Here is an 18,370-nt window from a genome sequence, read left to right on the forward strand (position 1 = left end):
GTTACGGGCGGCCGACCGGCAGGTCCTTGCCGGCCGGGGCCACGGCGGACTTCACCGCGACCGGGTTCGGGTCGTTCAGCGCCGGGACCGCCTTGCAGTAGGCGTCCGCGCCGGGGCGGCCCTTGGGCAGCGCGCCGTCGTTCAGGTAGGCGGCCACCTTGTCGTCCAGGCAGGCGTTGCCGTTGAGGGTGTTGGCGTGGGTCTTGCCGCCGATCTCCTCGACCAGCCGCGAGGACGGGAACAGCTTGTGCATCTCGGTGCCGCCCGCGACCGGCGTGGCCGCGTCCAGCGTGGACTGCACCAGCAGGACGCCCGGCAGGCCCTTGCCGCCGTGCAGCGGCAGGCGCGGGCCGCCCTTGAACGGCCAGAACGCGACCGGGGCGTTGAACCAGACGTTGGACCAGGTGTTGAAGCGGTAGCCCTGCTTGTAGAGGCGGGCCGCGTCGTTGTGCCACTTGGCCCAGTTCCGGGGCCAGGGGGCGTCGGCGGCCTGCACCGCGTTGTAGACGGCGAAGGAGTTGTCGTCACCGCCGGGGTTCAGGTAGTCCAGCAGCGGCCCGGCGTCCTTCTGGTTCGCCCACGCCGACAGCGCCTGCGAGAACGGGATGTAGTAGCCGGTGTTGTACCCGGCGCTCAGCACGATGTCGTCCAGCTCCGACGGCCCGATCTTGCCGCCGATCGGGGCCTTCTTGGCGGCGGCGCGGATCGCGTAGTAGCGGGCCTCCACGGCCTTGCCGGTCGTGCCGAGGTGGTAGAGCCCGTCGTACTTGGCGATCCAGGCGAACCAGAGCTTCATGTTGCGCTCGAACGCCTTGTCCTGCTCCAGCTGGGCGTCGTACCAGACCGTCTTCGGGTTGACGTTGCCGTCCCAGACCATGCGCTTCACGCGGCCGGGGAACAGCGTGGCGTAGGTCGCGCCGAGGTAGGTGCCGTACGAGAAGCCGTAGTAGCTGATCTTCTGCTGGCCGAGCGCGCCGCGCAGCGCGTCCACGTCGCGGGCGACGTCGGTGGTGCGCAGGTGCGGCAGCAGGTAGCCGAACTTCTTGGTGCAGTCCCTGGCGTACTTGGCCGACTTCGCGATCCAGACCAGCTCCTCCTTCGCCGAGGAGGGCACGTAGTCGGGACGGATCGGGTTCTGGTAGTTCGGGTCGCAGCTCAGCGCGGGCTTGCTCGCGCCGACGCCGCGCGGGTCGAACCCGATGATGTCGTACTTGGCGGGCACCTCGGGGTGGCCGACGCCCTTGAACCAGCGCGCCAGCCCGGCACTGTAGGCCAGGCCGCTGCCCCCGGGACCGCCGGGGTTGACCAGCAGGACGCCCTGGTAGTTCTTGCGGTCGGTGGCCTTGACCCGCGAGACCGCGATCGAGATCTGCTTGCCGTGCGGCTTGCGGTGGTCCAGCGGGACCCGCAACTGCCCGCACTCGGCCAGGCCCTCCAGGTCGCCGGTGCACGGGCTCCAGGCGATGGCGGAGACGGCGGCCGGTGCCGCGGCGGGTGCGGCCGGTGCGGCGCCCGCGGCACCGGCGACGACGGTGCCGCCGGTCGCCGCGATGGCCGTCGCGGCGGTCAGGACAACGATTGTGCGCACTGCGCCCCCTTGATCGGCGGCCCGGCGCGCCCGCGTTCGGCGGGCGGGGGGAGCCATGCCGATGAGTAGCCGATGAGTGGGATGAGGCAGATTGTGTCCCTTGTCGGCTTCGTGGCGGCAGGGGGCGGGGCGAGCGGATACCCGATCGTGACGAGATCCGTGGAACTTCGTAATGATCGAAAACGTACGGGGCCCCGGGGTCGCACCCGGGGCCCCGCCGTCACACCGCCCGCGCCGCGGGCCGCGCGACTACTTGATCACGTCGTCGAACACCGGCGCCGGAGCGCTCTTGGCCTGCACACCCGCCGGCGGCACGGGGTCGCCGAGCTGCGGGACGTGCACGGTCTTCTTCGACGGCAGCTTGCCGCTCAGGAAGTAGGCGTCGAAGTAGGCGTCCACCTTGGCCGAGCCGCGGTGCACGATGCAGTGCGTGCGGTCGCCGTCCTGGACGACCAGGTGCGCGCCCTTGAGCCGCTTCTGCATGTCCAGCGCGCCGCCGTACGGCGTGGCCGCGTCGTTGGTCGACTGGAACAGCAGGATGTTCTTCGGCAGGTCACGGGTGCGGCCGATGTCCACCGGCTTGCCCGCCTTGGCCGGCCAGGTGAGGCACGGCGCGTTGAACCAGACGTTGCCCCAGGTCAGGAAGGGGTGCTTCCTGTTGATCCGGGTGTTGTCGCGGTGCCACTTCTTCCAGCTCGTCGGCCACTGGACGTCGGTGCACTGCACCGCGTTGTAGACGGCGAAGTTGTTGTCGTCGGAGCCACCGGTCGTCTGGGCGCCGAAGGTGCCCGCGAAGGTCGCGAGGTCGCCCTTCTTGTAGGCCGACAGGCCCACGGCGAAGGTGTGCCACACGGCCTGGCTGCGGCGGTAACCGGCGTTCTGGATGACGTCGGTCAGCTCGTCCGGGCCGACCGCCACGCGGGTGCCGTCCAGGGTCTGGTAGACCGGCTTCTTGGCCAGCTTGGCGCGCAGGCCGTAGAAGAAGCGGCGCACGTCGGCCTGCTTCTTGCCCAGGTGGTACACCGAGTCGTACTTCGCGATCCAGCCGAAGTAGTAGTTCATGTTCTTGTCGAACTCGACGTCCTGGTTGAGGTTGGCCTCGTACCAGACGCCCTTCGGCCCGACCACGCCGTCCAGGGCCATGCGGCCCACGCGCTTGGGGAACAGCGTGGCGTAGGTCGCGCCCAGGTAGGTGCCGTAGGACGCGCCGTAGTAGTCGAGCTTGCTGTTGCCGGTGGCGCGGCGGATGGACTCCAGGTCCTTGGCCGAGTCGACGGTCTTGATGTGCTTGAGTAGACCGATCTTGTCGGCCTTCGCGCACGCCTTGCTGTAGGCCGCCGACTTCTTCAGCCAGATGGCGACGGACTTGCGGTCGCCGGTGCCGTAGTCGGGGCGCGGCGCGTTGCTGTAGTTGACGTCGCAGCTCAGCGCCGGGACGCTGCGGCCGACGCCGCGCGGGTCGAACCCGATGACGTTGTAGGCGGCCTGCATCGCCGGGGAGTTCTGGGCGAACACGCGCGCGCCGAAGCCCGCGCCGCTGCCGCCCGGGCCACCGGGGTTGACCACGATGTCGCCCTTGGCCTTGCCCGTGCCGGTGTGCGGCGTGCGGGTGAGCTGCAGGGTGATCTTCTTGCCGTACGGGCGGTTGTAGTCCAGCGGCACCTGGAGCTCGGCACAGCGGATGATCTCCGACACCTTGACCGGGCTGAGGCCGTCGTACGCCTTGACCTCGTTGACGAGGTCGGCCTGGCAGGTGTGCCACTTCAGGCCGCCCGTGGTGGGGGCGGGGGCGGCGGACGCGGTGCCGACGGCGCCGAGGCCGGTCAGGCCCAGGCCGGCGGTCGCCGCGACGATGACGACTCTTCTCACTGAATCACTCCTCCTGCGCGGGTCCGGGAGCCGAACCCCAGCGCATGTCGGGAGGAGCCTGGTTAATGCGACATAAGGGACGCCAGTGCTGTTACCAAAACGTGATCAAGGTGTTGGAACTCCGCAAAGCGGTAAGGCGTTTCCGACACCGTTCCCCGGACACGGCGAAGGCCCCCGGGGATCACCCCGGGGGCCTTCGACCGCGTTCTGGCGTCAGCTCACGACGACTTCGGCGCCGGGCCCGCTCACCGACCCGTCCTCACCGATCTCCACACCCATCTCCTCAGCGATGCGCATGGCCTCCTCGATCAAGGTCTCCACGATCTGCGCCTCCGGCACGGTCTTGATGACCTCGCCCTTGACGAAGATCTGCCCCTTGCCGTTGCCGGAGGCCACGCCGAGGTCGGCCTCGCGCGCCTCGCCCGGCCCGTTGACGACGCAGCCCATGACGGCCACGCGCAGCGGCACCGGGAAGCCCTTCAGCCCCGCGGTGACCTCCTCGGCCAGCGTGTAGACGTCCACCTGGGCGCGACCGCAGGACGGGCACGACACGATCTCCAGACCGCGCTGGCGCAGGCCCAGCGACTCCAGGATCTGGTTGCCGACCTTGATCTCCTCGACCGGAGGCGCCGACAACGACACCCGGATGGTGTCGCCGATGCCCTGGCTGAGCAGCGCGCCGAAGGCCACCGCCGACTTGATCGTGCCCTGGAAAGCGGGCCCGGCCTCGGTGACGCCGAGGTGCAGCGGGTAGTCGCAGGCGGCGGCCAACTGCCGGTACGCCTCGATCATCACCACCGGGTCGTTGTGCTTGACCGAGATCTTGATGTCCCGGAAGTCGTGCTCCTCGAACAACGAGCACTCCCACAACGCCGACTCCACCAGCGCCTCGGGGGTGGCCTTGCCGTACTTCTCCAGCAGCCGCTTGTCCAGCGACCCGGCGTTGACGCCGATGCGGATCGGCACGCCCGCGTCCTTGGCGGCGCGCGCGATCTCACCGACCTTGTCGTCGAACTTCTTGATGTTGCCGGGGTTGACCCGCACCGCCGCGCAGCCCGCCTCGATCGCCGCGAAGACGTACTTGGGCTGGAAGTGGATGTCGGCGATCACGGGGATCGGCGACTTCCGCGCGATGGCCGGCAGCGCGTCGGCGTCGTCCTGCGACGGGCAGGCCACCCGCACGATCTGGCAGCCGGACGCGGTCAGCTCGGCGATCTGCTGGAGCGTGCTGTTGACGTCGGCGGTCAGCGTGGTGGTCATGGACTGCACCGAGACCGGGGCGTCGCCGCCGACCGGGACGTTGCCGACCATGATCTGCCGGGACTTCCGCCGGGGCGCTACCGGACGTGGAGCCCCCTGCCCCTGACCCTCGCCGCGAACCGATGGAATACCCAGTGAGACGCTCATCCTTCTCCCTCTGACTCAACCCCCTCCAACCCTAAGTGCCCCAGGACGATGGGATGACGTCGAGAACGACCGAAGACCGTGACCGTTCGACTACTTTCCGTTACCCAACGCTCTACCCGGGCAGCTTCAGCGGGTTGAGCACGTCGGCGAGGATGAGCAGTACGCCCAGGCCGACCAGCAGGAAAATGGCCAGGTAGGTGAAGGGCATCAGCTTGGTCAGGTCCACCGGGCCGGGGTCGGGGCGGTGGCGTAGCCGGGCGACGCGGGCGCGGGCGCGCTCGTAGGCCAGCACCGCGAGGTGGCCGCCGTCCAAGGGCAGCAGGGGCAGGACGTTCATCGCCCCCAAGAAGATGTTCACCGAGACGACCAGTGACAGGAACAGCGCCGTCTTGTCGCGCAACGTCGCGCCGGACGCGAAGATCTGCCCGGACACCCCGGTCGCGCCGACGACGCTGCCGACCTGGCCGCCGGGGGTGTCGCCCCGGTCGGGTGAGAACAGCCGGGGCAGCGCCGACGGCAGGTCGGCCAAGGCCGTGCCGATGCCGCCGACGGTCCGGCCGATGCCCTGGGCCGCGAAGACCGCCGCGTCGACGGGGTTCTCGCGCACGTAGCGCTGTGCCGGGGACATGCCGAAGAAGGCGCGGCCCTCGGAGTCGGCCAAGCGCACCTGGAGCGTGCGGCGGGTCTCGTGCCCGTCGTCCTCGCGTTCGACGACGACGGGCACGGTCTGGCCGGGGCGGGTCGCGCCGATCGCCCGCTGGAGGTCGTTCCAGTCCTCCACCTGCACGTCGTCGAACGCCACCACGCGGTCGCCCTCGCGCAGTCCGGCGAGGGCGGCGGGCGAGCGTGGGCGGCCCGCCTCGCACGGGGCCCCGGCCGACGCCGGGACGCAGGCGCTGACCTGCCGGACGGTGGCGGTCGGCGCGCCGCCGTCGCGCACGCCGATCGTCATCGCCATCACCGCCAGCAGCACGAACGCCACCACGAAGTTGGCGACCACGCCGCCCGCGATGACGACGGCGCGCCGCCCGGCGGGCTGCCGGTAGAAGGCGCGCTCCCGGTCGGCCTCGGGCACCTTCTCCAGCCGCGTGTAGCCGACGATCCGCACGAAGCCGCCCAGCGGGATCGCCTTGACGCCGTACTCGGTCTCGCCCCACCGCCGCGACCAGAGCGTCGGCCCGAACCCCACGAAGTACTGGGCAGCCTTCATGCCGAAGCGCTTGGCGGTCAGCAGGTGCCCGGCCTCGTGCAGCATCACCGACGCCAGCAGCGCGATGACGAAGGCCACCGCGCCGAGGAGAAAGGCCATGCGGCCTCCCTGTCAGGAAGAGGTCAGTTCCCGGGTCCGGGCCCGCGCCCACCCGTCGGCCGCCAGGACGTCGTCGAGGGTGAGCGCGCCGGGCGTTCCGGCGCCGTGCTCCTCCACTACCCGCGCGATCGTGTCGACTATCCCCAGGAAGGGCAGCCTCCCGGCACGGAAGGCGTCAACGCACTCCTCGTTGGCGGCGTTGTAGACGGCCGGGAGGGTGCCGCCCCGCTCGCCCGCGTGGCGGGCCAGCGCGACGGCCGGGAACGCCTCGTCGTCCAGCGGGAACAGCTCCCAGGTGTGCGCCTTGGTCCAGTCGATGCCGGGCGCGGCGTCGGGGACGCGGTCGGGCCACTCCATGCTGAGCGCGATCGGCAGCCGCATGTCGGGCGGGCTCGCCTGGGCGAGGGTGGAGCCGTCCGCGAACTCGACCATCGAGTGGATCACCGACTGCGGGTGCACCATGACCTCGATGCGGTCCATCGGCACGTCGAACAGCAGGTGCGCCTCGATGACCTCCAGGCCCTTGTTGACCAGGGTCGCGGAGTTGATGGTGACGACCGGGCCCATGTCCCAGGTCGGGTGGTTCAGCGCCTGCTCGACGGTGACGCCGGCCAGCTCGGCGCGGGTGCGCTCGCGGAACGGGCCGCCGCTGGCGGTCAGCACCAGCCGCCGCACCTCCTGCTCGCGGCCGCCGCGCAGGCACTGGGCCAGCGCCGAGTGCTCGGAGTCCACCGGGACGATCTGGCCGGGCCGGGCGCGCTCGCGCACCAGCGGGCCGCCGATGATCAGCGACTCCTTGTTGGCCAGCGCCAGCGTGCGCCCGGCGTCCAGGGCGGCCAGCGTGGAGGCCAGGCCGAGCGCGCCGGTCACCCCGTTCAGCACGGTGTGGCAGGGCCAGGCGGCGACCTCGGCGACCGCCTCCGGCCCCGCGACGATCTTGGGGATGGGGTAGTCGCCCGTGGCGTAGCCCCGCTTGCCCGCCTCGGCGTAGAAGGCGAGCTGGAGGTCCTGGGCGGCCGAGGCGCGCGCCACGGCGACGACCTCGGGCCGGAACTCCAGCGCCTGCGCCGCCAGCAGCTCCACCCGCTCGCCCCCGGCGGCCAGCCCGGCCACCCGGAACCGGTCGGGGTTGCGGCGGATCACGTCGAGGGCCTGGGTGCCGATCGAGCCGGTGGAGCCGAGCAGGACCACGTCCCGTCGGGCCGGGGCGGCGGCGGTGCTGGAGGAAGTCGTCACCGCACCATTGTCGGCCATGGGGCCGGACCGCGCGGTACCGGCGGACCACTTGGGCGAACGGCCAAAGCTGTGCACCGGCTTGACCGCGTTTGTCGAGATCTGCCACTAGGCGCGTCACAGGCCACGAACGTACGTTCCGTCCGCGGGTGTTCACCGTCCCCGTCACGACCACGGTGCGCCCCGCGGCCCGTCTCCCACCCGACGTTCGGAGACCGCATGAAACGCTCCCTGCTCCCCCTGGCTGGCGGCCTCGCCCTGGCCCTCCCGCTGCTGGCGGCCCCCGCCCAGGCCGATCCCTCCCCCGCGCCCAGTTCCACGCGGCAGGCCGACGACGCCGCGCAGCAGCGCCGCGTCCTGGCGTTCTGGACGCCCGCGCGCATGAGGTCGGCGACGCCGATGGAGAAGCTGTTCAAGCCCCGGCCGGTCGCCCCCGCCGAGGTCCGGCGCGGCCTGGCGCAGGTCGCGCCGCCCGTGCAGGTCCAGTCCATCCCCAACGGCGGCAGCGCCTGGACCGGCGGCGGCCAGGTCGTCCGCACCGCCGGGCGCGTGTTCTTCACCTACCAGAACCGCACCGCCTCCTGCTCCGGCGACGCGGTGACCAGCGCCAACAAGAGCACCGTCGTCACCGCCGGGCACTGTGTGAAGCTGGAGGGGGCCTGGCACACCAACTGGGTGTTCGTGCCGGGCTACAACAACGGCAGCACCCCCTACGGCACCTGGACCGCCGCCAAGACGCTCGCCACCCCGCAGTGGGGCGCGACCGAGGACCTCAACTACGACGTGGGCGCGGCCGTGGTCAACCAGCTCAACGGCCAGCGCCTCACCGACGTGGTCGGCGGCCAGGGCATCGCCTTCAACCAGGCGCGCGGCCAGAACATGTACGCCTTCGGCTACCCGGCCGCCGCGCCCTACGACGGCTCCAAGCTCATCTACTGCAGCGGGCGGGTCGTCAACGACTTCCTCGGCAGCCAGGACCTGGGCCTGCGCTGCAACATGACCGGCGGGTCCAGCGGCGGCCCCTGGTTCCTGAACTTCAACGAGGGCACCGGCGCGGGCGTGCAGAACTCGGTCAACTCGTTCAAGTACAACCTGCCGATCCTGAACGCCTACATGTTCGGGCCCTACTTCGGCGCCGACGCCCAGAACCTCTACAACCAGGCACAGAACTCCTAGCCTTTAACCGGAGGCGACCTCCCGGGCACATTCCGTGCTGGAGACTGCGGGGCATGGACCTGCGCACGACCGGGCGGCTGCTCCTCCCCGCCGCGCTGACGGTGGCGATCTGCACGGGGCCGGGGGCCGGCGCGCACGCGTCGGCCCCCGGCCCCACCGGCGTGACCGGCCACGACGTGGGCCTCACCCCGCTGCTGGACGGCCTGATCCGCCGCTACTGGACGCCCGCGCGCATGGCCACGGCCTCCGCGCCCGCACCCGTGCCCGCACCCGCCCCGCCCGCCCGGGCGGTCGTCGGCGGGTTGTGGGCGCGGGGCGGCGCGGTGGCCCGCACCACCGGCAAGGTCTTCTACACCGTCACGGGCCGCGACCACGTCTGCTCGGCCTCCACCGTCCGCAGCGCCAACCGCGACGTGGTGATCACCGCCGCGCACTGCGTGCGGCCCGCGCGCGGCTGGGCCACCAACTGGATCTTCGTGCCGGGCTACCGGGACGGCAACGCCCCGTACGGCGGCTTCACCGCGCGCCGCATGTTCGTCACCGCCGAATGGCTGCGCGACCCGGGCGGCCCGGTCGGCGGCGACCACGACGTCGCGCTGGTCGTGCTGGCCCCGGCCGCCGGGCGGCACGTGATGGACGTGGTGGGCGGGCAGCGGCTGGCGTTCGACGGGCCGGGCGGACGCCGCACCCACGCCTTCGGCTACCCCACGCTGACCCCCTACAACGGCGAGCGGCTGGCGTATTGCAGCGGCGACCCCGCGCGCCCGCGTCGCGGCGACACCACCGGGCGGGGGCTGCGCTGCGACCTGTCGCGCGGGGCCAGCGGCGGACCGTGGCTGACGGGGTTCGATCCGGCGACGGGCGAGGGCGTCATCACCTCGGTCAGCAGCTTCAAGTTCGCCGACGACCAGACCGTCCTGTACGGGCCGCCGTTCGGGGCCTCGGTCCGCCGCGTCTACGAGCGGGCGCAGCGCGCCTGACCCGGCGTCACTTCTTCGGGGCCAGCGGCAGGCGCAGGACCAGCCGCGCGCCCTGCTCGTCCTCGGGCACGTCCGCGGCCTCCAGCCGCCCGCCGTGCCGGTCCGCGGTCTCGCGGGCGATGGACAGGCCGAGCCCGCTGCCCCCGGCGCCCCGGCTGCGCGCGGTGTCCAGCCGGGTGAAGCGCTCGAAGACGCGCTCCCGGTCGGCGGGCGGGATGCCCGGCCCGTCGTCGCGCACCTCCAGCACCGCGTCCCCGCCCTCGGCCCGCACGGTCACCTCGACGGACGACTCGGCGTACCGGTCGGCGTTGGCCAGCAGGTTCGCCAGGACGCGGGCGAGCTGGAGCCGGTTGGCGACGACCGTGACGCCCTCGGACAGGTCGGCCTTGACCGGTACGCGCGGCTCCCGGGCGGCCAGCTCGGCCGCCGCGAGCTCGCCCAGGTCCAGCGGCTCGCGGGCCGACTCCGTCCCGGTGTCCAGCCGGGCCAGCTCCAGCAGGTTCTCCACGATGCGCTGCAACCGCTCGGCGTCGCCGAGCACCTCCCGGAGGGTCTCCGGCAGGTCGGTGTCGTCGGGGTCGGCCAAGGCGAACTCGACGCGGGTGCGCAGGCCCGTCAGCGGGGTGCGCAGCTCGTGCGAGGCGTCGGCCACGAACTGGCGCTGCTGGTCGGCCGACCGTTCCAGCCTGTCCAGCGTCCGGTTGAGGGTCAGGGCCAGCCGCTCGATCTCGTCGCCGGTGTCGGGCACCGGCACCCGGCGGTCCAGCGCGGTGGCGTTGATCTCGGCCAGCTCGCCCTCGATCCGCGCCACCGGCCGCAGCGCCCGGCCGACCGCGCGCCACATCCCCCAGGCGAGCAGGCCGAGGACCACCGCGCACAGGCCGCCCAGCACCGCCTCCAGCAGCCCGTTGGACAACGTCCACGGCCACGCCACCGCCGCGTAGACCATCACGCCGCCATACGAGGGGGTCTGGATGTCGTAGCCGGTCACGGCCATGCAGTCGGGGACCAGGTCGCCGTCCGGGCAGACCCGGCCGTCCACGCGGGTGTCCTTCGGCCCCGGCCGCAGCGTGGTGATCGGAGGCTTGCCGCGCAGCGGCGCGCTGGCCGCCACCACCTGGCCGGTGTCGTCGGACACCACCTGGATCAGCATCACCCCCTCGGTGGCGGGGATGGGGTCGGGCAGCCGCCCGGCGCCGGCGGCGACGGCGGTCTGCCGCGCCGCGGTGGCGGCCTGCTCGACGAAGTGGCGCGTGCCCAGGGCGTGGACGGCGACGCCGGTGACCAGCACGGCCGCCAGCAGCAGCGAGCCGATCACCACCGTCGCCGCCAGGGTGGTCCGGGCACGCAACGAGCGCGGCCGGCGCGGCCGCACGCTGGGCACGGCGTCCCCCGGGCGCATCTCTCCTTTGTACGCAGCCGTGCGCCAAGCCCGGCCCAAGGGACCCCCAGGCCCGGGTCCGGCACCCGCCTAGCGCCCGCCGATCATCGTCGCGGCGCCGACACGGCCGCCGGTGCCCAAGCCTTTGCCGCCCCTTTCACCTGGGGTAACGATCACATCACACAGCGCGTCCTATAAAGGAAGCAGTGCAGCCGACTTCCACCGGGGAGGTGACATGGAACCGATGAGCGAGCCGAGGTTCGACCCTCGCCCGCTGAGCCGCGCGCAACGCCATGGCGACGCGTGCGTCGTGTGCGGGAAGAGGTGGCCGCGCCCGCCCGTTCGAGTCGGCCGTGTCCCGGAAGGCGCCGGGGTCTTCGCGTGCCACGAGTGCGCGCGCGCCCTGCCGCTGCCCCGACGGGCCACCGGCTCGGGAAAGACGGCCACGCCCGCCGGAGGACCGGTCTTGGAACCGGCATCGGCGAAGGCGGCGGACCACGCTTGGACCGCCGTACTGGAGGTCTCTCCAGGAAGAGGGTGACCCGGGCATTCGGGGGGAGGCCCGGGACCACCCGCGAGAGGCGCGCCCGACTGGGGGCGGTTGGGCGCGCCACCCCCGTTCCTCCGCTTGAAGACAGGCGCGGCCCCGTTGTCTGGAGGGCGGTTGGGCGCGCCACCCCCGTTCTAGCGCCGCCTACTTCTGCGTGGCCTCGATCCAGGCCCGCGTCCAGTCGTCGTAGTCGGTGCAGTCGCGCTTGGCGCCCGCCGCGCCCGCCGCCGCGCACTCGCGGACCGGGGTGTGCGCGAAGATCACCTTGTCCAGGTAGCCGCGGTCGCCCACATGGTGCGCGCCGCAGAAGCCCGCCTTCAGCCGGTCGCCCGAGCACGCCTGCGGGTTGGTCGGGGCCACCCCGTTCCACTCGGCGACCTGCTGCTGCACGTCCGGCGAGGCGGTCCACTGCAACCACTGGTACATGCAGTTGGGGTGCTCGGCGCGGGCCCCGACCATCCAGGCGTTCATCCAGCCGGTCACGCCGTCGGAGGCCGCGACGGCCTGCGTCTGGCGGCCCGCGCGGTTCAGCACGTCCACCGGGTAGGGCCACGCCTCGCCCAGCACCGCGCCGCCCCCGGCGAACGCGGCGACCGCGTCGGCGGGCTGCTTCCAGTAGGTCTTGACGTACGGGCGCTGCGCGGCCAGCACCTCGGCGGCCGCGGAGAGTTGCGCCGGGGTCAGCGAGTAGGGGTCGGAGATCTTGAGCTTGCGGTTCTTGTTCCGCAGGTAGAGCGCCGCCTCGGCCAGCGTGAGCGGGCTGTCGCGCATGATGATCCGGCCGGAGTAGCGCCGGGCCTGGGCCGGGTCCAGCAGCGCGCCCCAGCCGCCGGGCGCGGGCTGCACCGCCCGGGTGTCGTACATGACCAGGTTGGAGCTCCACACGAAGGGCACGCCGTAGTACTCGCGGCCCTTCCTGAGCAGGCCGCGCAGCCGGGGCTCCAGCTTCTTGTAGCCGTCCACCAGGTCGGGGTTGACCGGGGCGACGTGGCCGCCGGCCACCAGCCGCCCCGCGACCTCGGGCGGCGCCGAGACGCCGTCGTAGCGCCGCGCCCTGTTCTGCATGAGGTCGGTCATCTCGCGGACGTCCCGGACCGCGCGCCAGTTCACCTTGCAGCCGGTGCGCTCCTCGAACGGGGTGACCCAGTCCACGCGCGGGTCGCTGCCGCCGTTCTCCAGGTAGCCCGGCAGCGTCACCAGGTTGAGCGCGCCCTCGCCGGGCCCCAGGGTTCCGGCGGGCTTGACCGTTCCGGCGGGCTTGTCGCCGCCACCGCCGCCGCTGCAGGCGCCCAGCGCCAGCGTCAGGATCGCGGCCGCCGCCGCCAAGACCGGCTTCCCGCCGAGCCGCCCGGCCCACAGCCCCATGTCGCTCCCGATTCCGTCCGCCCCGATCCGGCCGCGCGCCGGTGTCCGCCGACGGGCGCGCACGCTCCGGCCCACCGGCGCAGCGTAGCGCCTTCGCCACGGTGGGACGGCGGGCGTGCCGCGTCGGAAGGGCGGAGGGCCGCCGGGCGCGCCGATCGCAGGTTTTTCACGACCTCACCGCCGGACCGTCGCGCGAACACGTCACAATGCCAATGGAAAGCAGACGCGATTCTTTAGGCGGCGCGCTTTTCGGCGGCCATTTCCGAGAAAAAAGGACCGCCGCGGGCCGGGAGGGCGGTGGGTGCTGGCGTCCGCGCCATACACGGAGGTTGCTGGAGAGGGATATGGCGCGGACTGCCGCCCGTCCCGGCGCCGCGGCGGCACCGGCCGGCGTGGCGAGGTTGGGGAACAGCGGATCACCTTGCAGTGCTGCCTGGCCACGCGATGACCGGCACCCGGCGGAACGGCGGCGGTGTGACGCCCTCGAGACGGAGGAGATTCGAGGGACGCCGCGCGTCCGGCCGGGGCATGGGGGACGGCCATCGGCCGTCGTCGTGCGGTGCGCGCCGGGGGCCGGCGTGCTGGATCACCTCGATCCGTGCGATGAGCTTCTGCGGGGTCTCCGCCTCGACGAAGGCGCCGGTGTCGCGCTCGCGCGGCGGCAGCGCCCACCAGTGCCCGGTGAACAGGCCGAACCAGACGGTCCAGCCCGGGTAGCGCCGTGCCAGCGCCTCGACCTCGGCGGCGTGGTCGTCAGCAGTCATAGCGCGGCTCCCTGCGCCGGACCCCGTCCCCGGACCTGCTCCGGAGAACTGACCTTTTATAATTCCATCCCAATTAATTGGGACAGTCAGATTGTGTCGTCCGCCACAGAGTCAGTCAATACTTGTAGCTATTATTTGTCACAGGCCCATTGACGAAAATTGACGACGGAAATATCCGGGCGGCAGAAAGTCCCGGGGCCGTGCCACCGGCCGCGCCCCACGCTGCGCGACGGCCGCGCACCGGGTGCCATGCGGCGTTCATCGCCACTTCACCGGGCCCGCCTAACGTGATCTTCATTGTGAACCAGGACACCTCGCGGCGAGCGTCCGCCCCCGGACGCGCATTTGCACTATTTGCCCCTTTAAGGGAGCTTCGTCCCCCGGGCGGGCGAGGGGCGCGCGGTCACGCGCTCTTCCTGGTCGCCCTGGCGGGCGCGGCGCTGGTCCGCTGGACGGCGGTGCGCGGCCACCCCGGTGTGTTGTGGTTCACCGGCGACTCCTACTTCTACCTGGGCCGCGCGCTGCGTCCCGAGCCCTCCCCCAGCAAGACGCTCGGCTACTCGTTCCTGCTGCGGCTGCTGGAACCCCTGCACAGCCTGACCGCCGTGGCGGTCCTCCAGCACCTGATGGGACTGGCGGTCGGCGTCCTCGGCTACACGGTGCTGCGCCGCGCGGGCCTGCGGGGCTGGGTCGCCACCCTGGTCACGTTGCCGGTGCTCTACGACGCCTACCAGGTCGAACTGGAACACCTGCTGATGTCGGAGGCGCTGTTCACCTTCCTCATCGCCACCGCCCTGGCTCTGCTGTTGTGGCGCGTCGGCGACCCGCGCGCCGCGCCCGGCTGGGCGGCGGCGCTGGCGGCGGGCCTGCTGCTGGGGTTCGCGGTGCTGGTGCGGTCGGCGGGCGCGCCGCTGATCCCCGGCGTGCTGCTGTGCCTGCTGCTGTGGCGCGGGGGTTGGCGGCCCGCGCTGGCGTTCGGCGCGGCGGCGGCCGTGCCGCTGGTGGCGTACGCGGCCTGGTTCCACTCCGCGCACGGCACCTACGCGCTGACCAGCAGCGACGGCATCTACCTGTGGGGGCGCACGGCGGTGTTCGCCGACTGCGCGAAGATGCGGCCGCCCTCCCACATGCAGGCGTTGTGCCTGAGCCCGGAGCTGAAGGCCCAGCACATGGCCCCGGGCCATCTCATCTGGCGCAGCGAGGTCCCGCCCCGGCGGGTGTACGAGAACGTCACCGCGCCCGAGGCCAACAAGGTCCTGCGCGACTTCGCGATCCGCGCGATCCTCGCGCAGCCCGGCGACTACGTCCGCGAGATCGGCGACGGACTCGGCATGGCGTTCGGCCCGCACCGTCACCCGGTGCCGACGGCCGCCACCGAGGGGCTGTACCACTTCCCCGAACGCCCGCAACTCTTTCCCGGCGGTAAGGGCTGGGGCGGCGGGAACGGCACCGCGCTCAGCGACGCGATCCGTTACGGGCGCACCGGCGAGCCCAGCCGCGTCGTCCAGCCGCACGCGGGCCGCATCGCCGCCTACCAGCGCGCGGTGTACCTGCCCGGCCCGGCGCTGGGCGTGGTCTTCGCCGCCGGGGCCGCCGGGATCGTGCTGGGACGGCGGCGGCGCGCGTCGCTGCTGGCCTGGGGCACGGCGGTGACGCTGCTGGTGTTCCCCATCGCCAGCGCCGACTTCGACTACCGGTACGTGGTCCCGGCCGCGCCCTTCGCGTGCCTGGCGGTGGGGTTGGCCCTGTCGCCCCGCCGTTACGGGGATGGCGGGGCGACAGGGCCGGTCGGTGCGGCGGCCGGTGGGGCCGCCGATGGAACCCTCAGCCGTTGGTGGGGAACCCGAGGTTCACTCCGCCTTGACTCGGATCGAGCCACCGCGCCGTGACGGCCTTGGTGCGGGTGTAGAAGTGCACGCCCTCCATGCCGTGGGCGTGGCTGTCACCGAACAGTGAGGACTTCCAGCCGCCGAAGGAGTAGTAGGCCATCGGCACCGGGATCGGCACGTTGATGCCGACCATGCCGACCTCCACCTCGTTCTGGAAGCGGCGGGCCGCGCCGCCGTCGTTGGTGAAGATGGCGGTGCCGTTGCCGTAGGGGTTGGCGTCCAGCAGCGCCATCGCCTCCTCGTAGGAGCCGGCGCGCACCACCGACAACACCGGGCCGAAGATCTCGTCCCGGTAGGCGTCCATCTCGGGGGTGACGTGGTCCAGGACGGTCGGGCCGAGCCAGAAGCCGTCCCCGCCGCCGCCCAGCACCGGCGTCTCGCGGCCGTCGATGGCCAGCGTCGCGCCCTGCGCCACGCCGCTGTCGAGGTAGGAGGCGACCTTGTCGCGGTGCTGCCGGGTGACCAGCGGCCCCATCTCCGACTCCGGGTTGTCCCCGGGCCCGATCGTGAGCTTGGCGACGCGCTCCTTGACCTTGGCCAGCAACTCGTCGCCGACCGGGTCCACCGCCACGACGACCGAGATCGCCATGCAGCGCTCCCCGGCCGAGCCGAAGCCCGCCGACACCGCCGCGTCGGCGGCGAGGTCGAGGTCGGCGTCGGGCAGCACGACCATGTGGTTCTTGGCGCCGCCGAGGGCCTGGACGCGCTTGCCGTTGCGGGCCGCGGTCTCGTAGATGTAGCGGGCGATCGGCGTCGAGCCGACGAAGCTGACGGCCTTCACGTCGGGGTGCTCCAGCAGCCCGTCCACCGCCGCCTTGTCGCCGTGCAGGACGTTGAACACCCCGTCGGGCAGGCCCGCCTCGGACCACAGCTCGGCCAGCCGCACCGACGCCGACGGGTCCTTCTCCGACGGCTTCAGCACGAACGTGTTGCCGCACGCGATCGCCACCGGGAACATCCACATCGGCACCATGGCCGGGAAGTTGAACGGGGTGATCCCGGCGACCACGCCGAGCGGCTGGAGGATGGAGTAGGCGTCCACCCGCGACGACACGTTCTCCGAGAACCCGCCCTTGAGCAGGTGCGGGATGCCGCAGGCGAACTCCACGACCTCCAGGCCGCGCGCGACCTCTCCGGCGGCGTCGGACACGACCTTGCCGTGCTCGGCGGAGATCAGCCGCGCCAGCTCGTCGCGGTGCCCGGCGACCAGCTCGCGGAAGCGGAACAGCACCTTGGCGCGCTGCGACAGCGAGGCGTCGCGCCAGGCGGGGAAGGCGGCCTTGGCGGCGGCGACGGCCGCGTCCACCTCGGCCGTCCCGGCGAAGTCCACGGCGCCGGACACCGTCCCGGCGGCGGGGTCGTAGACGTCGCCGCGCCGTCCGGCCGCGCCGTCGAAGGGCTTGCCGTTGATCCAGTGGGTGATGTGCTTGGTCGTCATGTGGTGGCGGCCTCGTTCACGTTTTCCAGGGAGTCGATCAGGATGCCCAGGCCCTCGGCGGCCTCGGCGTCGGTCAGGGTCAGCGGCGGGGCCATGCGCACGACGTTGCCGTACAGCCCGCCCTTGCCCGCCAGCAGACCACGCTCGCGGGTCGCCTCCATCAGCGCCACCGCCAGCTCCGGCGAGGGCGCGCCGGTGCCGGGGTCGGCCAGCTCGACCGCGAACATCAGGCCCCGGCCCCGCACGTCGGCGACGATCGGCAGCCGGGGCGCGGCCTCGCGCAGCCCGCCGATGATCGTCTTGCCCTGGCGGGCGGCGTTGGCCTGGAGGTCGTGGTCCAGCACGTAGTCGAGGGTGGCGTTGGCGGCGGCCATGGAGACGGGGTTGCCGCCGAAGGTGGACAGGCCCACCGCGTGCAGGGCGTCCATCAGGTCGCCGCGCGCGACGACGCCGCCCACCGCGAAGCCGTTGCCGAGGCCCTTGGCGAAGGTCATCGCGTCGGGGGTGACGCCGTGCGCCTGGATGCCGAAGAAGCTGTCACCGGTGCGGCCCCATCCGGTCTGGACCTCGTCGGAGATCAGCAGGGCGCCGTAGGGCTCCAGGACCTCCTTGTAGGCGGCGAACAGCCCGTCGGGCGCGGCGGTGAAGCCGCCCACGCCCTGGATCGGCTCGGCGATCAGCGCGGCCACGTCGCCGCCGGTGGCGGTGGCCAGCACGTGCTCCAGGTCGGCGACGCACACCTTGATGTACTCGGCGTCCGACAGGCCCCTGAACTGCGGCAGGTGCCGGTCGGCGCCGTGCAGGAAGTGCGTGTTCAGCGGGGAGTAGGAGTTGTTCTTCCACGTCCGGTTGGAGGTGACGCCGATCGCGCCGAACGACCGGCCGTGGTAGCTCTGCCGCATGGCGAGCACCTGGTCGGTCTTCCGGGCGTAGGTGGCCAGCAGCAGCGCGGTCTCGTTGGCCTCGGTGCCGGAGTTGCAGAAGAACACCTTGGCGTCCGGGATGCCCGACAGCCGGGCGATCTTCTCGGCCAGCTCGATCTGCCCGCGCAGCAGGTAGGCGGTGGAGGTGTGCACCACGCCGGTGGCGATCTGCCGCTCCACCGCCTCGCGCACCTCGGGCACGTCGTACCCGATCATGCTGGTCAGGATGCCGGCGAAGAAGTCCAGGTAGGAGCGGCCCTCGGCGTCGGTGACGCGGGCGCCCTTGCCGCCGACGAGCTCGATGGGCGCCGCGTAGTTCAGGGCGAGCCAGCCGGGCATCACGGCCCGGTGGCGCTGGAGGAGAGTCGCGTGTTCGGCCATGGCCCCAGTCTCCGCGCGGGCCCGCCGCGCGGCCAGCGGCAGAGTGTCAGGACCGGGGCCCGCGGATTGACGGTGTGCATCCGGCACTCTGTAACGGCGCGGTCACCCGTCCTGACG

General features: G+C 72.4%; 13 protein-coding genes. 3 read left to right on the forward strand and 10 right to left on the reverse strand.

Going from position 1 to position 18,370, the window contains the following annotated elements:
• Position 1: 1 nt before the first annotated feature.
• From AH6_RS20560 to dxr, 5 genes are all read right to left on the reverse strand, one after another.
• On the reverse strand, positions 2-1,588 hold the full coding sequence (locus AH6_RS20560; RefSeq protein WP_245679391.1) for an alpha/beta hydrolase: 1,587 nt from the start codon (positions 1,586-1,588) through the stop codon (positions 2-4).
• Between the two features lie 249 nt (positions 1,589-1,837).
• Positions 1,838-3,457 carry an alpha/beta hydrolase gene (locus AH6_RS20565; RefSeq protein WP_067482258.1) on the reverse strand — a complete coding sequence of 540 codons (1,620 nt, stop codon included), beginning with the start codon at positions 3,455-3,457 and terminating at the stop codon, positions 1,838-1,840.
• Positions 3,458-3,670: 213 nt separating this feature from the next.
• The gene (gene ispG, locus AH6_RS20570) at positions 3,671-4,864 is read right to left on the reverse strand and encodes a flavodoxin-dependent (E)-4-hydroxy-3-methylbut-2-enyl-diphosphate synthase (RefSeq protein WP_067482260.1); all 1,194 of its coding nucleotides are present in this window, start codon (positions 4,862-4,864) and stop codon (positions 3,671-3,673) included.
• A 112-nt stretch (positions 4,865-4,976) separates the two neighbouring features.
• Positions 4,977-6,173 (reverse strand): M50 family metallopeptidase, encoded by a 1,197-nt coding sequence (locus AH6_RS20575; protein WP_067482262.1) that lies wholly within the window; start codon positions 6,171-6,173, stop codon positions 4,977-4,979.
• Between the two features lie 12 nt (positions 6,174-6,185).
• Complete coding sequence (dxr, locus tag AH6_RS20580) at positions 6,186-7,427, reverse strand: 1-deoxy-D-xylulose-5-phosphate reductoisomerase (protein WP_067482264.1); 1,242 nt, start codon at positions 7,425-7,427, stop codon at positions 6,186-6,188.
• Between the two features lie 198 nt (positions 7,428-7,625).
• On the opposite strand from dxr, the gene AH6_RS20585 reads away from it, so the two are divergent.
• Both AH6_RS20585 and AH6_RS20590 read left to right on the forward strand, forming a co-directional pair.
• Positions 7,626-8,582: a trypsin-like serine peptidase gene (locus AH6_RS20585; protein WP_067482266.1), complete on the forward strand. Its 957-nt coding sequence runs from the start codon at positions 7,626-7,628 to the stop codon at positions 8,580-8,582.
• A 53-nt stretch (positions 8,583-8,635) separates the two neighbouring features.
• Positions 8,636-9,562 carry a trypsin-like serine peptidase gene (locus tag AH6_RS20590; RefSeq protein ID WP_067482268.1) on the forward strand — a complete coding sequence of 309 codons (927 nt, stop codon included), beginning with the start codon at positions 8,636-8,638 and terminating at the stop codon, positions 9,560-9,562.
• A 7-nt stretch (positions 9,563-9,569) separates the two neighbouring features.
• Here AH6_RS20590 and AH6_RS20595 read toward each other — a convergent pair whose 3' ends face one another.
• From AH6_RS20595 to AH6_RS20605, 3 genes are all read right to left on the reverse strand, one after another.
• On the reverse strand, positions 9,570-10,964 hold the full coding sequence (locus tag AH6_RS20595; RefSeq protein WP_067482270.1) for a sensor histidine kinase: 1,395 nt from the start codon (positions 10,962-10,964) through the stop codon (positions 9,570-9,572).
• 673 nt (positions 10,965-11,637) lie between these two features.
• Positions 11,638-12,858: an extracellular solute-binding protein gene (locus AH6_RS20600; protein ID WP_067482272.1), complete on the reverse strand. Its 1,221-nt coding sequence runs from the start codon at positions 12,856-12,858 to the stop codon at positions 11,638-11,640.
• Between the two features lie 416 nt (positions 12,859-13,274).
• The gene (locus tag AH6_RS20605; protein WP_067482273.1) at positions 13,275-13,622 is read right to left on the reverse strand and encodes a hypothetical protein; all 348 of its coding nucleotides are present in this window, start codon (positions 13,620-13,622) and stop codon (positions 13,275-13,277) included.
• Between the two features lie 458 nt (positions 13,623-14,080).
• Between AH6_RS20605 and AH6_RS20610 the strand changes: the two genes are divergently transcribed.
• Complete coding sequence (locus AH6_RS20610) at positions 14,081-15,511, forward strand: phospholipid carrier-dependent glycosyltransferase (protein ID WP_067482275.1); 1,431 nt, start codon at positions 14,081-14,083, stop codon at positions 15,509-15,511.
• Here AH6_RS20610 and AH6_RS20615 read toward each other — a convergent pair.
• A complete protein-coding gene (locus tag AH6_RS20615; RefSeq protein ID WP_067482277.1) occupies positions 15,447-16,949 on the reverse strand; it encodes a CoA-acylating methylmalonate-semialdehyde dehydrogenase in 1,503 nt (500 codons plus the stop codon). The two genes, AH6_RS20610 and AH6_RS20615, sit on opposite strands and share 65 nt — an antisense overlap.
• Positions 16,946-18,253, reverse strand: a complete 1,308-nt coding sequence (locus tag AH6_RS20620) for an aspartate aminotransferase family protein (RefSeq protein WP_157431606.1) — start codon at positions 18,251-18,253, stop codon at positions 16,946-16,948. Before AH6_RS20620 ends, AH6_RS20615 begins: the two co-directional genes overlap by 4 nt.
• Between the last annotated feature and the right edge of the window lie 117 nt (positions 18,254-18,370).

It is taken from the genome of Actinomadura hibisca NBRC 15177 (assembly GCF_001552635.1).
Lineage (GTDB): Bacteria > Actinomycetota > Actinomycetes > Streptosporangiales > Streptosporangiaceae > Spirillospora > Spirillospora hibisca.

Excerpts from the sequence above, each read along its gene's own strand:
- ispG (WP_067482260.1), bottom strand. The coding sequence starts at position 4,864 with ATGAGCGTCTCACTGGGTATTCCATCGGTTCGCGGCGAGGGTCAGGGG.
- AH6_RS20575 (WP_067482262.1), bottom strand. The coding sequence starts at position 6,173 with ATGGCCTTTCTCCTCGGCGCGGTGGCCTTCGTCATCGCGCTGCTGGCG.
- dxr (WP_067482264.1), bottom strand. The coding sequence starts at position 7,427 with ATGGCCGACAATGGTGCGGTGACGACTTCCTCCAGCACCGCCGCCGCC.
- AH6_RS20585 (WP_067482266.1), top strand. The coding sequence starts at position 7,626 with ATGAAACGCTCCCTGCTCCCCCTGGCTGGCGGCCTCGCCCTGGCCCTC.
- AH6_RS20590 (WP_067482268.1), top strand. The coding sequence starts at position 8,636 with ATGGACCTGCGCACGACCGGGCGGCTGCTCCTCCCCGCCGCGCTGACG.
- AH6_RS20595 (WP_067482270.1), bottom strand. The coding sequence starts at position 10,964 with ATGCGCCCGGGGGACGCCGTGCCCAGCGTGCGGCCGCGCCGGCCGCGC.
- AH6_RS20600 (WP_067482272.1), bottom strand. The coding sequence starts at position 12,858 with ATGGGGCTGTGGGCCGGGCGGCTCGGCGGGAAGCCGGTCTTGGCGGCG.
- AH6_RS20605 (WP_067482273.1), bottom strand. The coding sequence starts at position 13,622 with ATGACTGCTGACGACCACGCCGCCGAGGTCGAGGCGCTGGCACGGCGC.
- AH6_RS20615 (WP_067482277.1), bottom strand. The coding sequence starts at position 16,949 with ATGACGACCAAGCACATCACCCACTGGATCAACGGCAAGCCCTTCGAC.
- AH6_RS20620 (WP_157431606.1), bottom strand. The coding sequence starts at position 18,253 with ATGGCCGAACACGCGACTCTCCTCCAGCGCCACCGGGCCGTGATGCCC.